Source organism: Priestia abyssalis, assembly GCF_002019595.1.
Classification (GTDB): Bacteria; Bacillota; Bacilli; order Bacillales; family Bacillaceae_H; genus Bacillus_BA; species Bacillus_BA abyssalis.
In genome coordinates this window covers 36,138-51,173 of record NZ_KV917369.1, presented here as the reverse complement: position 1 = coordinate 51,173, position 15,036 = coordinate 36,138, and the positions used below count along the sequence as shown (strand labels likewise).

7 protein-coding genes, 20 tRNA genes, 2 rRNA genes and 1 other annotated feature are annotated in these 15,036 nt (G+C 43.3%); all 29 genes read right to left on the bottom strand.

From position 1 onward, the window contains the following. Positions 1-63: 63 nt before the first annotated feature. The 29 genes from BK575_RS00295 to BK575_RS00155 all read right to left on the bottom strand — a co-directional run bounded on the left by BK575_RS00295 (position 64) and on the right by BK575_RS00155 (position 14,449). A complete protein-coding gene (locus tag BK575_RS00295; protein WP_078408388.1) occupies positions 64-1,227 on the bottom strand; it encodes a mannitol-1-phosphate 5-dehydrogenase in 1,164 nt (387 codons plus the stop codon). Position 1,228: 1 nt separating this feature from the next. Next, complete coding sequence (locus tag BK575_RS00290) at positions 1,229-1,666, bottom strand: PTS sugar transporter subunit IIA (RefSeq protein WP_078408387.1); 438 nt, start codon at positions 1,664-1,666, stop codon at positions 1,229-1,231. Then, positions 1,667-3,790, bottom strand: a complete 2,124-nt coding sequence (locus BK575_RS00285; protein ID WP_078408386.1) for a BglG family transcription antiterminator — start codon at positions 3,788-3,790, stop codon at positions 1,667-1,669. A gap of 251 nt (positions 3,791-4,041) precedes the next feature. Then, the gene (locus BK575_RS00280; protein ID WP_078408385.1) at positions 4,042-5,832 is read right to left on the bottom strand and encodes a PTS mannitol-specific transporter subunit IIBC; all 1,791 of its coding nucleotides are present in this window, start codon (positions 5,830-5,832) and stop codon (positions 4,042-4,044) included. A gap of 303 nt (positions 5,833-6,135) precedes the next feature. Further along, positions 6,136-6,366, bottom strand: coding sequence for a helix-turn-helix domain-containing protein (locus tag BK575_RS00275; protein ID WP_078408384.1), 231 nt, complete (start codon positions 6,364-6,366; stop codon positions 6,136-6,138). A gap of 78 nt (positions 6,367-6,444) precedes the next feature. Continuing rightward, on the bottom strand, positions 6,445-7,674 hold the full coding sequence (locus BK575_RS00270) for a hemolysin family protein (RefSeq protein WP_078408383.1): 1,230 nt from the start codon (positions 7,672-7,674) through the stop codon (positions 6,445-6,447). 584 nt (positions 7,675-8,258) lie between these two features. Beyond that, the gene (locus tag BK575_RS00265) at positions 8,259-8,867 is read right to left on the bottom strand and encodes a methyltransferase (protein WP_078408382.1); all 609 of its coding nucleotides are present in this window, start codon (positions 8,865-8,867) and stop codon (positions 8,259-8,261) included. A gap of 82 nt (positions 8,868-8,949) precedes the next feature. Then, a tRNA-Ile gene (locus BK575_RS00260) sits at positions 8,950-9,023 on the bottom strand. 20 nt (positions 9,024-9,043) lie between these two features. Then, positions 9,044-9,117 (bottom strand) — tRNA-Gly (locus tag BK575_RS00255). Positions 9,118-9,130: 13 nt separating this feature from the next. Then, a tRNA-His gene (locus tag BK575_RS00250) sits at positions 9,131-9,206 on the bottom strand. Between the two features lie 2 nt (positions 9,207-9,208). Then, a tRNA-Tyr gene (locus BK575_RS00245) sits at positions 9,209-9,293 on the bottom strand. 18 nt (positions 9,294-9,311) lie between these two features. Further along, positions 9,312-9,384 (bottom strand) — tRNA-Thr (locus BK575_RS00240). A 10-nt stretch (positions 9,385-9,394) separates the two neighbouring features. Next, positions 9,395-9,470, bottom strand: a tRNA-Phe gene (locus BK575_RS00235). A gap of 159 nt (positions 9,471-9,629) precedes the next feature. Continuing rightward, a tRNA-Asp gene (locus BK575_RS00230) sits at positions 9,630-9,705 on the bottom strand. Positions 9,706-9,743: 38 nt separating this feature from the next. Beyond that, positions 9,744-9,836 (bottom strand) — tRNA-Ser (locus BK575_RS00225). Positions 9,837-9,865: 29 nt separating this feature from the next. Continuing rightward, positions 9,866-9,940, bottom strand: a tRNA-Asn gene (locus tag BK575_RS00220). Between the two features lie 10 nt (positions 9,941-9,950). Then, positions 9,951-10,024: transfer RNA gene (locus tag BK575_RS00215), tRNA-Met, on the bottom strand. A gap of 18 nt (positions 10,025-10,042) precedes the next feature. After that, positions 10,043-10,118: transfer RNA gene (locus BK575_RS00210), tRNA-Ala, on the bottom strand. 20 nt (positions 10,119-10,138) lie between these two features. Next, positions 10,139-10,215 (bottom strand) — tRNA-Pro (locus BK575_RS00205). Between the two features lie 55 nt (positions 10,216-10,270). Further along, positions 10,271-10,347: transfer RNA gene (locus BK575_RS00200), tRNA-Arg, on the bottom strand. 137 nt (positions 10,348-10,484) lie between these two features. Next, positions 10,485-10,573, bottom strand: a tRNA-Leu gene (locus BK575_RS00195). A 14-nt stretch (positions 10,574-10,587) separates the two neighbouring features. Continuing rightward, positions 10,588-10,662 (bottom strand) — tRNA-Cys (locus tag BK575_RS00190). Positions 10,663-10,670: 8 nt separating this feature from the next. Then, positions 10,671-10,745, bottom strand: a tRNA-Gly gene (locus BK575_RS00185). Between the two features lie 12 nt (positions 10,746-10,757). Continuing rightward, positions 10,758-10,839, bottom strand: a tRNA-Leu gene (locus BK575_RS00180). Between the two features lie 7 nt (positions 10,840-10,846). Then, a tRNA-Lys gene (locus BK575_RS00175) sits at positions 10,847-10,922 on the bottom strand. 83 nt (positions 10,923-11,005) lie between these two features. After that, positions 11,006-11,081, bottom strand: a tRNA-Val gene (locus BK575_RS00170). Positions 11,082-11,088: 7 nt separating this feature from the next. After that, a tRNA-Glu gene (locus BK575_RS00165) sits at positions 11,089-11,163 on the bottom strand. Positions 11,164-11,214: 51 nt separating this feature from the next. Continuing rightward, positions 11,215-11,330, bottom strand: a 5S ribosomal RNA gene (gene rrf, locus BK575_RS00160). Between the two features lie 186 nt (positions 11,331-11,516). After that, positions 11,517-14,449 (bottom strand): 23S ribosomal RNA (locus tag BK575_RS00155). Positions 14,450-14,756: 307 nt separating this feature from the next. Then, positions 14,757-15,036, bottom strand: a sequence feature (16S ribosomal RNA rRNA prediction is too short).

The window sequence follows — 15,036 nt, the reverse complement described above, 5'->3', positions numbered from 1 at the left end:
CATCTGTGAAAGCGAAAAAACAAGGAACAACCAGTGATTATATACTGGATGTTCCTTGCTTTCTTATTGTAAAATTCCGCTTTTCAACAAATTGTATTGCTCCACAATCAACTGTGCTAAAACTGTTTGTCTATCCAATTTTGTGTATGCTTCAATTGCAGCTTCTAAACCGTTGTTTTGAATGTTCTCTTGTATAGCTGCCGCTTCCTCATCTTGCTGATAATTGTATAAAAGGGCTGCCGCAATGCTCTTTGCCAAATAAACCGGCTGCTCACCCACCAACTCAAAATATTGGGCGGCAGGACTTACAAGACGATCGTTCGGGCCCAGCTTGCGGATTGGAGAGCGCCCTACTCTTGTTACTTCATCAGAAATATGCGGATTTGAAAAACGTCCGATAATTTTATTAGTGTATTCTTTATGCTTTTCCATATCAAATTCGTATTTTTTGACCAACAATAATCCCGTTTCTTGAAGAGTCTTCTCGACAAGAATCTGGATTTCTTCATTTTTCATCGCTTCATCGATTGTTGGGATGTTCTTATAGTAGCCTAAGTAAGCCGCAACCGCATGGCCAGTGTTGACCGTAAATAATTTTCTTTCGATATAAGGTTTTAAATCATCTACAAACGTAATTCCTTCTACCGGCGGCTTTTCTCCGACAATTTTTGACTCATCTACTGCCCACTCATAAAAAGGCTCGACCATAACCATTAATTTATCTTCATTCGATTGATTTGGTACAATCCGGTCAACAGCGGCGTCCGGAAATCCAAAACGTTGATCGAAAACCGCTTTTTCTTCTTCACTGATTTTTTCATATACTTTTTCCTTAAGAAGCGTACTACCGCCGATCATGTTTTCACACGCAATAATGTTAAGCGGTTGATCTGTTGTTTGAACTCTCTTGCGTAACCCTTCAGCAATGAGTCCTGCAATAAGCGGTAAAATGTTAGGCCCTACTGCAGCAGTTACTAAATCAGCCTTTGCAATCGTATCAATTACCTGACCGGGATTCGCCTGACTGTTAATAGCGGATACATTTTTAATGAGAAGCTCTTCTTGAGAATTATCTGCAATCACGACGCGATATTCTTGCTTTTCATTTAATAAATCCACGATCTCACTATTTACATCAACAAAGCATGTTTGGAAACTGGATTGATATAACAGGCTTCCAATGAAGCCTCTCCCGATGTTCCCCGCTCCAAAATGCACCGCTAACATATTAGTTCACTCCTTCAAAAAGAGCCAAAATTTCCTCTTTAGATGTTGCATTCACGACACTTAGAACATTTTCTTCTTCTGAGCAAACGATGGCGATTTTCGATAAAATTTCTAAATGCTCATCGCCTTTCCCAGCAATCCCGATTAACAACTTAACAATATTTCCGTTACCAAAGTCTACACCGCCTGGCACCTGAATGATGGCGATACCAGATTCCTTTACAGACTGCTTGGCATCCTCCGTACCATGAGGGATGGCAACAAAGTTCCCCATATACGTAGATGTTAACTCTTCGCGCTCCAACATTTTTTCTACATAGCCTGCGTCAACGTAGCCTTTTTCAACCAATACATTTCCTGTTAATCGAATAGCATTTTCTTTGTTGGCCACTTCTGCGTTTAGTAAAATTGTTTCTGCTGATAAAATTGGTAAAGACATTTATAATCTCCTCATTTCTGTTAATTTTTCATCAAAAAATTGTTCAAATTTGGCTGCCATATAAGAAGAAATAGCCTGTTCATCATTTGATTCAAACAATGAAATACTCTGTTCATTTTCAATGATCAATGAACTAATGAAGCTTAATACCTCTAACCCTTGGCCCGGGAATTGTTCAGGGGATAGGAGTAAAAGAAGGCTGTTCGCTTCCATCTCCGTTTGATCCATCCCTTTAATTAAAATAGGCTTCTCGAGGCTGTGAATAGTAAAGGAAGGCTGCAGCACATACTCACTTCGTGAATGGAATAATACAAGCTTTGTACCGGGAATTCCTAAACCGCCAAGCTTCTCGCGCTCTAACAAAGCCTGTACAACGAGCTCTACATCTCCGATGACGCCTTGCCCATATAAAAATGTACAAGCTGTCTCTAAGAGCCCATCCACTTTATCCGATGCGGAAGATCCCATTACACGAAACCCTCTTAAAACAAGTGAGATGACCTTAGAGTATTGATAAATACTTTGCATTCTTTCTATCGTTTGCTCTGGATCCCCAAAATATGGAGTTTTCTCATTCGACAAAGGGACTCTCTTGTTTAAATCCTTAATATGGGTTCTTTTTCTAATGTATTGTCTAACATTCTCTATTTCTTCTTTTGTTAAAATCGGACTGACAACAATATAATCCTTTGAAAAATCAGGCAGAGTTATTGTTGAGATAATCAAGTCGGAGTCCTCTATATCGAGTTGGTTCAATTCAAATAACGATATATTTTTAAGCTGTTTAATCTCAGGTATTTCTTGCTGTAGCCTTGTCGCCAGCATTTTAGATGTACCGATACCGCTCGAACAAATGATAAGAGCTTTTAAATTCTCTATTTGGCGGCTTCCCAATAAGGCAGACCCAAAATGCATCACTAAATACCCAACCTCTTCATCCGGTATAGATAAATCCGCAAAGATTTTTTCTACCGCTTCTTTAACGATGACAAACAAATCTGCGTAGTCTTCTTTAATTTTTGGCAGCAAAGGGTTCGTGATCCCCATATTCTGTTTGATTCGATAAAGAGCCGGCTTTAAATGTGCCATCAGACCTTGGAAAAGAGAAACGTTATTAGTTAAATCATAATGTAATTGTCCCTCTACAAATTGGATGAGGCTTTTTGTTTTGATAGCCACCTGAAAACTCGACTCTTCGATCAAATATTCTTTATCATGCCTCAGCTTCGCTCCTTGCAGATGCATGGTAATATAACCAACTTCAGCAACGGGAATCTGGACATTAAACACTTTCATTAGTTTATCTATAATTTTTTCAGCTATTTTATATTCTGGTGCAGCCTGCAGGCTTTCTAAGTATGCTTGATCGATATTGATGTTCTCTCCTTGCAGAATGCGCTCCATCGCCAACGCCAGGTGAACGACCAGGCCGATATAAGCGCTGTCCGCTATTGCATAAGGCAGCTCTTCATTAATTTCTTCAATAACTTTTTCAACGATTAGCAGCTTTTTCTTTTCAACAAGCCCTAATAGCCTTTCAGAAATAGAATCTGTTTGTTGAACGGATTTTCTTTGGATGTTCTCTCTTACTAAAGACAAAAACTCTACCTCATCGAGATGATTGGTGATGATACTGCTCATCGCTCTTCTCTTGGATGTCTCTGTTCCTGCGACCTCTACCCCGTAACCTCTTTTTCGAATCAGAGATAAATCAAACTGTTTCAATCGGCTCTCTAATTTCGTTAAGTCATTACTGATGGTTGCAATCGTTACATTTAGTTCATTAGCAAGAGCTATGAGCTTAACAGGCTCTGTCGCCTCCAGCAAAGTACACAAAATCATGGTTTGACGCTCATCAGGAGTGTATTCATTGTAAGATAGGTTAAAGAGAATAAGCTTTAATTCCTCAATCTTTTGCTGCTCTCCAATGATTTGAATTCCTACCCCTGATTTTTTCAATAGAGTTAAATCATATTCTTTTAAGGTGTTCTCGACTCCCTTTAAATCTCTATGAATGGTACGGGCACTTACATCCATTTCATCAGCGAGATCTTTCACTGTAATCTCTTCATTTTTCGATAGTAAGATTTCAAGGACGAGCCTTTCTCTTGCAGAAATATACATACTGCTCACTCCATCAAGGAACTGTTATGGAACTCTTCATATCCATTAAAATGGTGACAACTTTTAAGCTTTATACCCACACCTTTATAATAAAACGTTTACACCGCTTGAAACAACGAAAGGAAAATGCATTTTCGTCAATATCGTTGTTGCCATTTTTAAAAAAGAGGAAACTCAGCTTACATAATCATTCTTTTTTACTGATGAATAAAAAAGTCTGACTCTATCAAGAATCAGACTAAACAATTCTATTATTTTAGCTTTTCAATAAGCTCATCATACTTCGGACTATTTAAAAAGTTTTCTACTGAAATATGACGGGCATTCGGCAATTTAGCTTTCGCGCGATCGGTTAAATCTTTATGCGTGATCACGACATCGGCATCAGCCGGTAAATTGTTAATGGATGTATTGGACACTGATACATCCAGCTCTGCTTTTTTCACTTTGTTTTTTAAGATTGATGCTCCCATTGCGCTGGAGCCCATTCCCGCATCACAAGCAAAGATAATTTTTGAAACATGACCATACCCCTGCTCTTCTTCCGCTTGTTCTTTCTCTTTGACCACTTCATCTTCTTGCCCATTCTTTAGTGCAGCCAACAATTCTTCATACTTTGGACTATTTAAGAAGTTTTCCACAGAGATATGAACGGCATTCGGTAATTTAGCTTTTGCGCGATCCGTTAAGTCTTTATGTGTAATGACAACATCCGCATCAGCTGGTAAGTTGTTAATTGACGTATTTGATACGGCAATATCCAGCCCAGCTTTTTGCACTTTATTTTTCAAAATCGACGCTCCCATTGCGCTGGAGCCCATTCCCGCATCACAAGCAAAGATGATTTTCTTCACATCTTTCGGCAATTCACTTTGCAAAGCTGCTTCTCTCACTTCAGCTTGCTCTTTATTTTCTTCTGTTTTAATTAAAGTAGCAGCTTTGCTCTCTTTTCCTTTTAATGCAGATGTTTTTTCAGCTGCTTTAGCTAAATCATCATCTTCTTCTGATTGCTTAGAAGCCTTTAAGATGACAGCTGAAATTAAGAAAGATACAACAGTTGCTGCCAAGACTCCCGCTAACACTCCCAAATAATTCCCTCTCGGCGTCATGGCTACTAACGCGAAAATACTACCTGGTGATGGCGCGGCCACTAATCCGGCATCAAATAGTAAGAACGTAAATACTCCAGTTGCTCCACCTGCGATAGCTGCTACAAGCAGAAGCGGTCTCATTAAAATATAAGGGAAGTAAATCTCGTGAATACCGCCCAAGAAATGGATAATAGCAGCACCCGATGCTGATTGTTTCGCCATTCCTTTACCGAATAAAATATATGCTAATAAAATCCCTAACCCTGGTCCCGGGTTCGATTCCAATAAGAATAAAATCGATTTACCGACATTCGTTGCTTGCTCGATACCGATTGGACTTAAAATTCCGTGGTTAATAGCATTATTCAAAAACAATACTTTAGCCGGTTCAATGAATACACTTGCAAGAGGCAACAGGTTGGCATCTACAATGGCTTGTACGCCCGCCGCTAATGTTTTATTCAATGTTAAAACGACAGGACCGATCCCTTTATACGCCAGTAACGTTAAAATTCCTGCGATAATACCGGCTGAAAAGTTATTCACTAACATTTCAAAACCAGATTTTACTTTTCCATCAATGGCTTTATCAAACTTTTTGATAGCCCATCCGCCTAAAGGACCCATAATCATGGCACCTAAAAACATTGGAATATCTGAACCGACAATGACACCCATCGTAGCGGTTGCACCAACGACACCGCCCCTTAAGTCATATACAATTCTTCCACCTGTAAATCCGATTAAAATCGGCAGCAAATATGTGATCATCGGCCCGACGAGCTTCGCTAGATCTTCATTTGGAAGCCAGCCTGTCGGAATGAATAAAGCCGTGATGATTCCCCATGCGATAAATGCGCCTATATTCGGCATGATCATACCGCTTAAATAACTGCCAAACCGCTGAATCTTTACTTTAACATCTGAGTTTGACTGATTTTGGTTCGTCATATTTATATAAACTCCTTTCAATATCGTGATATATGGATTGAATCTGTAACCTTATAATAAAGCGTTTCCATGCCAGCTACAATTTATAGAAAAACCGATTTTGTCAATTTAATTGTTGTCATGATTGAAATTGAGTCTATCATCACCTAAATTAAGTCAAAAAAGCCTCCTATCGACTCTGCCAATGTCGATAGGAGGCCCACTTAATCCTGCAATTACTTTGCAATCCCCATTACTCAAATACTAGTTCTTCTCGTTTTGGATTTCCTTTTTTAAAGTAATAACGAAATGATTGATTCTACGCTAATCTTCATCCTTTACATCTAAGTCTTCAGGAATTGGTTCACTCAAATATTCCGCTATCAGTTTCTTGTATGTTTCTACTTGTTCTAGGTGATTGTTAAATTGTTCTTTGTTAATTAAATATTGCGTTCCATCGTGAACGGCACGAATTTCCCCTTGAAGGACAAGACTTTTAATATATGATTCGGATAGAGATAAATATTCCGCCACTTCTTTGATTGTAAGATACATTCTGCTTCGCCTTCCCTCTCATTACTGCTTCTTCACTTCATAAAGACTCCCCCTATATTAGGCGGCCGCTAGTTAATGTTAATGTGCTTTCTTCACAATTTGTATTTGCTTGATAGTATAATCTTCAACTTTTTTGACTTCAAAGTGTAAATGATGATATTCAAACGTTTCTCCCTCTTTCGGAAGATGCCCAAGTTCTTTTAAAAGAAACCCTGCTAAAATGTCTTCATTTTCAGGGATTTTTGTTTTAAATACTTCATTTACACGACGTATCGCTAATTTCCCGTGGCAAATGATATGAGAATTTGTCAATTCATCAATTAGGACTTCTTCATCTTCGTCTGTTTCATCCGCAATCTCTTGTCCGATCATCGCTTCGATAATGTCTTCATGGCTGAGAATGCCCATTGTGCCCCCATACTCATCAATAACAATTGCCAAATGCTTCTTTTCCTTCAACATCATTTTAAACACTTTTTCAATGGACAGTGTTTCAATCACAAAAAGAGGCTTATTATCGATAAAGTCTTCAAATGCTTGGGTTGGATCCAAAGACCATTCCAGTAAAAGCTTAGAATGAAAAACACCTACGATATTATCCATATTTTCTTTATAAACCGGATATCTCGTATAATTGTTTGCCAACACAATATCCCGGGCTTGCTCGAAATTAGATTCAAAAGGGATTCCTTGGATTTCCATCCTTGGTGTTTTCAACGCATCACGGACATCTTTGCTATAAAAATCAATTGCTCCTTTTATACGCTGTGTCTCTTCATTTTGAAACGTCCCTTCAGTTGACGCAATATCCAACATCGTTTTTAATTCTTCTTTTGAAATCGTAACTTCTTCTACATTCCCTTTGGACAACATTCTAATAACCGCTCTTGTAAAGGTTGATAACAAAAAGGTTAATGGTTTGAAAATAATTAACAAAACATTAATGATAGGCGCAACCGCATAAGCAATTTTGTCTGCAAATGTAGCAGCGAGAGACTTCGGCAGCACCTCAGCAAAGATAATTAACACAACAGTTAAAATACCGGTTGCAATCCCAACGTTAAATCCATATTCAATCGCTACAATCGTGACAAGTGTCGGCAACATAATATTGGCGATATTATTTCCGATTAAGATGGCTGTAATCAATTCATCTGGCTTTGACACAAGTTTCAACAGCTTTTGTGCTCCTATATCTCCATTTTCTGCCCTTGTTTGAATTTTCATTTTGTTCACGGCAGTCAGTGCTGTCTCACTCCCCGAAAGGAAAAATGACATCATCAAAAAAAATAAAATGGCAATAAACAACCTATTTCCTCCCTATTCACTATCTTTCCAGATCATATGTGCGATTTAATTATAGTGTATCTCTTTGACTAATAGCAAAGACAATGTTATTTATCGGAGAGCCTTTCAAGATATGACCAGCCCATTCTTTTCGGATTCACGCACCAGACCATTTAAACATTACAATTACATATCATAAAATAATAATCTTTGAAAAAGCAGCGTTCGGGCTATTTATTCAGAAGGCTGCGCTTAACCTCCATTTCTTTCTCGTGTTTTGAGATGATTTCAACACAGCTCAAACCAGCCAGTGGGACAGAATTATTTGAATAGCGATACATGTTATCTTTGAAGGGCTACGGAAATTGTTCTAATTCGTCAACCAGCCTCATATCATCATATTTTTCTGAATATTTTATATTCATTTTAATGTAATAGTAAAGAATAGATGTAAATATTTAACCTCTCTTATCTTAAAAAGAGACTGACCTGCGAGTTCATTAAAAACGAACTTGCAGGTCAGTGCTTCATTATTGTGATAGAAGTTCTAATAATATTCCTCCTCATATATGAATGGTTCCAAGTTAAAAGATGGTTAATTTTTTCTAATATACTAATCGATAAATTAAAAATCTCTCACTATCATCTTTTTCATATAAACCGTGTAATATAATTTCCTCTTTTAGCTCAAAAGGGGTCTGGTTTTCTAAGAAGAAAATGTAATCGTCAGAACCATAATATAAAATCAGTTGGACGTCCCGCCCAACCGTTTCCACCGAACACAATACATTGTTGATGATCTTCATAAAAATTTGGATCGAAAATGGATTAAAGAAATAAAATCGGTTGTCTGACGGATTAATCTCGTACTCCTGAGCTAGGCAACATTGAAAATGAATGCGGCCTTGTTGATCTTTATATTTCTCCAAATAACGATTTCGATTTTTCACTGCTTCTTGGTAGAGCGTTTCATTCATTTCGATTCCTACAACTGAAGAGCGATACAAATGATTAATATAAAAATTTAACCGCCCTTTTCCACATCCGAAGTCCACAATACGATCACTATCTTTCAGCTCATATTTAGTAAATAGTTTTTCTAATGCATGATATGGTGTTGGCTCATAACGATGATAATGGAAGGATTTATTGAATTCCTTTTGGTCTCCACTTGTTTTAATGTTCAGCAATTCATCATACAACTGTTCTTTCATTGCTTTGCTCCTGTTCACGTGAAAAAACGCATTGACTATTTCAATGCGTTCTTAGTAGGTCATATAACGATTTATATCTAAATGGGCCTAAATGGACTCGAACCATCGACCTCACGCTTATCAGGCGTGCGCTCTAACCAGCTGAGCTATAGGCCCGTAAAACAAAGAAAATAATTTGGAGCGGGTGATGAGAATCGAACTCACGACATCAGCTTGGAAGGCTGAGGTTTTACCATTAAACTACACCCGCATATTTCATTTCATGGGGCGATTGATGGGAATCGAACCCACGAATGCCAGAGCCACAATCTGGTGCGTTAACCACTTCGCCACAACCGCCATGGTGGAGGGGGACGGATTCGAACCGCCGAACCCTGAGGGAGCGGATTTACAGTCCGCCGCGTTTAGCCACTTCGCTACCCCTCCATTTATTTAAACAAAAGATGCCGGCGAGAGGACTTGAACCCCCAACCTACTGATTACAAGTCAGTTGCTCTACCAATTGAGCTACACCGGCATTAATTAAGTGGTGGCTCGGGACGGAATCGAACCGCCGACACAAGGATTTTCAGTCCTTTGCTCTACCAACTGAGCTACCGAGCCATGTTATGGCTTGCGATAAACGTCGAATTTCTTTGTCAGCTTCACTCGCTCACATCCTCACGTATGCAAATACGCTGCGGTGTTTGCTCGATTGCTTCCTCGAACTTCTCGTTTCTCTCAACCCTTTTAAAATTAACATTGTATATCTTACATAGAAAATGGCGGTCCCGACGGGACTCGAACCCGCGATCTCCTGCGTGACAGGCAGGCATGTTAACCACTACACCACGGGACCACCTTAAAAATAATTTATTAAATATGAATTAGAATAAATGGCGGAGGAAGAGGGATTCGAACCCCCGCGGGCTGTTACACCCCTGTCGGTTTTCAAGACCGATCCCTTCAGCCGGACTTGGGTATTCCTCCACATGATTATCAAATTCATAAAAACAAATTGGCTCCACAGGCAGGACTCGAACCTGCGACCAATCGGTTAACAGCCGATTGCTCTACCACTGAGCTACTGTGGAATATTCTAAATAGCGGCGGAGGGAATCGAACCCACGACCTCACGGGTATGAACCGTACGCTCTAGCCAGCTGAGCTACGCCGCCGTATCTATTCAATTTAAATGGTGGAGCCTAGCGGGATCGAACCGCTGACCTCCTGCGTGCAAGGCAGGCGCTCTCCCAGCTGAGCTAAGGCCCCAATTGAACTATAGAATGAAGTGGTCGGGAAGACAGGATTCGAACCTGCGACCCCTTGGTCCCAAACCAAGTGCTCTACCAAGCTGAGCTACTCCCCGTTATGATTTAGCTACAGCTTCTAATCTTTCAGTCGCTTTCGCTTTTCATATAATATGGCGCGCCCGACAGGAGTCGAACCCATAACCTTCTGATCCGTAGTCAGACGCTCTATCCAATTGAGCTACGGGCGCATATTTTATTCATTGTCTAGCTGCGAAAGCCAAACCGTACGGCTGTTGCACTTCTTCCTGCGGAGTCAAAAAGCGACTCCTTCTCAGAAGCTCCAACATCCTATCGGTTTAAGCGGGCTTTCTCCGCTTTTCTTAATTGGTGCCGAGGACCGGAATCGAACCGGTACGGTAGTCACCTACCGCAGGATTTTAAGTCCTGTGCGTCTGCCAGTTCCGCCACCCCGGCATAAACATGAATAGTGGAGGCGGCAACCGGATTTGAACCGGTGAATAAAGGTTTTGCAGACCTTGGCCTTACCACTTGGCTATGCCGCCAATCACCATGGAGCGGAAGACGGGATTCGAACCCGCGACCCCCACCTTGGCAAGGTGGTGTTCTACCACTGAACTACTTCCGCAATAGTTAGAAGTGCGGGTGAAGGGACTTGAACCCCCACGCCTTGCGGCGCCAGATCCTAAGTCTGGTGCGTCTGCCAATTCCGCCACACCCGCATACAAATGGTGAGCCATGAAGGACTCGAACCTTCGACCCTCTGATTAAAAGTCAGATGCTCTACCGACTGAGCTAATGGCTCTTTAGCCGGGCTATCTGGATTCGAACCAACACATGATGAAGTCGAACTCCGTCGCCTTACTGCTCGATTATAGCCTGATAAACTGGTGGAGGATGACGGGATCGAACCGCCGACCCCCTGCTTGTAAGGCAGGTGCTCTCCCAGCTGAGCTAATCCTCCATTATAATGGTGACCCGTACGGGATTCGAACCCGTGTTACCGCCGTGAAAGGGCGGTGTCTTAACCGCTTGACCAACGGGCCAAAATAAAAACTCCTATACTCTTTTCAAGAAAAAAATTAGGAGTTTTTATTGCCTGGCAACGTCCTACTCTCACAGGGGGAAACCCCCAACTACCATCGGCGCTGAAGAGCTTAACTTCCGTGTTCGGCATGGGAACGGGTGTGACCTCTTCGCCATCATCACCAGACAATATGAAGGTTATTCCTTCAAAACTAGATAACAAGTTGCTGAGTATTGCTTTACTTTTCTTCATTGTCCAGCTACGGTTCCTAATCTTTCGGCCGTTTCACTTCTGCCCATGAAACCAAAAAGCCGTTTCCCGTTCAGAAGCTCCAACGTCTCTCAAGATTGAACAGTCGCCTTCGCTTTTCTTTAGGTTAAGTCCTCGATCGATTAGTATCAGTCAACTCCACATGTCGCCACGCTTCCATCTCTGACCTATCAACCTGATCATCTTTCAGGGATCTTACTAGCTTGACGCTATGGGAAATCTCATCTTGAGGGGGGCTTCATGCTTAGATGCTTTCAGCACTTATCCCGTCCGCACATAGCTACCCAGCGATGCCTTTTGGCAAGACAACTGGTACACCAGCGGTGCGTCCATCCCGGTCCTCTCGTACTAAGGACAGCTCCTCTCAAATTTCCTGCGCCCGCGACGGATAGGGACCGAACTGTCTCACGACGTTCTGAACCCAGCTCGCGTACCGCTTTAATGGGCGAACAGCCCAACCCTTGGGACCGACTACAGCCCCAGGATGCGATGAGCCGACATCGAGGTGCCAAACCTCCCCGTCGATGTGGACTCTTGGGGGAGATAAGCCTGTTATCCCCGGGGTAGCTTTTATCCGTTGAGCGATGGCCCTTCCATGCGGAACCACCGGATCACTAAGCCCGACTTTCGTCCCTGCTCGACTTGTAGGTCTCGCAGTCAAGCTCCCTTGTGCCTTTACACTCTACGAATGATTTCCAACCATTCTGAGGGAACCTTTGGGCGCCTCCGTTACATTTTAGGAGGCGACCGCCCCAGTCAAACTGCCCACCTGACACTGTCTCCCACCCCGATGAGGGGTGCGGGTTAGAATTTCAATACAGCCAGGGTAGTATCCCACCGACGCCTCCACCGAAGCTAGCGCTCCGGCTTCCAAGGCTCCTACCTATCCTGTACAAGCTGTACCAAAATTCAATATCAGGCTACAGTAAAGCTCCACGGGGTCTTTCCGTCCTGTCGCGGGTAACCTGCATCTTCACAGGTACTATAATTTCACCGAGTCTCTCGTTGAGACAGTGCCCAGATCGTTACACCTTTCGTGCGGGTCGGAACTTACCCGACAAGGAATTTCGCTACCTTAGGACCGTTATAGTTACGGCCGCCGTTTACTGGGGCTTCGGTTCAAAGCTTCGCTTGCGCTAACCTCTCCCCTTAACCTTCCAGCACCGGGCAGGTGTCAGCCCCTATACTTCGCCTTACGGCTTCGCAGAGACCTGTGTTTTTGCTAAACAGTCGCCTGGGCCTATTCACTGCGGCTCTCTCGGGCTTGCACCCTATCAGAGCACCCCTTCTCCCGAAGTTACGGGGTCATTTTGCCGAGTTCCTTAACGAGAGTTCTCTCGAACACCTTAGGATTCTCTCCTCGCCTACCTGTGTCGGTTTGCGGTACGGGTACCTCCCACCTCGCTAGAGGCTTTTCTTGGCAGCGTGAAATCAGGAACTTCGGTACTCTATTTCCCTCGCCATCACAGCTCAGCCTTACGGTGAACGGATTTGCCTATTCACCAGCCTTACTGCTTGGACGCGCATATCCAACAGCGCGCTTACCCTATCCTTCTGCGTCCCCCCATTGCTCAAACGGTGGGGAGGTAGTACAGGAATATCAACCTGTTATCCATCGCCTACGCCTTTCGGCCTCGGCTTAGGTCCCGACTAACCCTGAGCGGACGAGCCTTCCTCAGGAAACCTTAGGCATACGGTGGACAAGATTCTCACTTGTCTTTCGCTACTCATACCGGCATTCTCACTTCTAAGCGCTCCACCAGTCCTTACGGTCTAGCTTCACCGCCCTTAGAACGCTCTCCTACCACTGACATCGCAGATGTCAATCCACAGCTTCGGTGATACGTTTAGCCCCGGTACATTTTCGGCGCAGAGTCACTCGACCAGTGAGCTATTACGCACTCTTTAAATGGTGGCTGCTTCTAAGCCAACATCCTGGTTGTCTAAGCAACTCCACATCCTTTTCCACTTAACGTATACTTTGGGACCTTAGCTGGTGGTCTGGGCTGTTTCCCTCTTGACTACGGATCTTATCACTCGCAGTCTGACTCCCAAGAATAAGTCATCGGCATTCGGAGTTTGACTGAATTCGGTAACCCGTTGGGGGCCCCTAGTCCAATCAGTGCTCTACCTCCGAGACTCTTATCTTGAGGCTAGCCCTAAAGCTATTTCGGAGAGAACCAGCTATCTCCAAGTTCGATTGGAATTTCTCCGCTACCCACACCTCATCCCCGCACTTTTCAACGTGCGTGGGTTCGGGCCTCCATCCAGTGTTACCTGGACTTCACCCTGGACATGGGTAGATCACCTGGTTTCGGGTCTACGACCACATACTCATTCGCCCTATTCAGACTCGCTTTCGCTGCGGCTCCGTCTCTTCAACTTAACCTTGCATGGGATCGTAACTCGCCGGTTCATTCTACAAAAGGCACGCCATCACCCGTTAACGGGCTCTGACTACTTGTAGGCACACGGTTTCAGGTTCTCTTTCACTCCCCTTCCGGGGTGCTTTTCACCTTTCCCTCACGGTACTGGTTCACTATCGGTCACTAGGGAGTATTTAGCCTTGGGAGATGGTCCTCCCAGCTTCCGACGGGATTTCACGTGTCCCGCCGTACTCAGGATCCACTCAAGAGGGAACGAAGTTTCAACTACAGGGTTGTTACCTTCTTTGACGGGCCTTTCCAGACCTCTTCGTCTACTCCGTTCCTTTGTAACTCCGTATAGAGTGTCCTACAACCCCAAGAGGCAAGCCTCTTGGTTTGGGCTAATTCCGTTTCGCTCGCCGCTACTCAGGAAATCGCAATTGCTTTCTCTTCCTCCGGGTACTTAGATGTTTCAGTTCCCCGGGTCTGCCATCAATACCCTATGTATTCAGGTAAAGATACTGTTCCATTACGAACAGTGGGTTTCCCCATTCGGAAATCTCCGGATCAAAGCTCACTTACAGCTCCCCGAAGCATATCGGTGTTAGTCCCGTCCTTCATCGGCTCCTAGTGCCAAGGCATCCACCGTGCGCCCTTTCTAACTTAACCTTGCGGTAAAAGATTAGCGTCGAATTTCTTCGTTGGCTTCGTTTCTGCGCTGCTCACGTATATAAATACGTTGTGCTGCTCGAAACTTTGCCGCCTCGAACTTCTCGCTTCTCTTTTCCCTTTGTTCATTGACAAAGGATTTATGTTTAGAAAAGCTTTCACTTTCCTCAGCTATTACTGTTATCTAGTTTTCAAAGAACAACCATGTACCTTCAGGTACACTTATCAACTTGAAGGATGAACCTTCAAAACTGAACAAAACGTTTCGTCAACGACTCTTGTAAAAATCCTTAGAAAGGAGGTGATCCAGCCGCACCTTCCGATACGGCTACCTTGTTACGACTTCACCCCAATCATCTACCCCACCTTAGGCGGCTGGCTCCTTACGGTTACCTCACCGACTTCGGGTGTTGCAAACTCTCGTGGTGTGACGGGCGGTGTGTACAAGGCCCGGGAACGTATTCACCGCGGCATGCTGATCCGCGATTACTAGCGATTCCGGCTTCATGCAGGCGAGTTGCAGCCTGCAATCCGAACTGAGAACGGTTTTATGAGATTAGCTCCACCTCGCGGTCTTGCGACTCTTT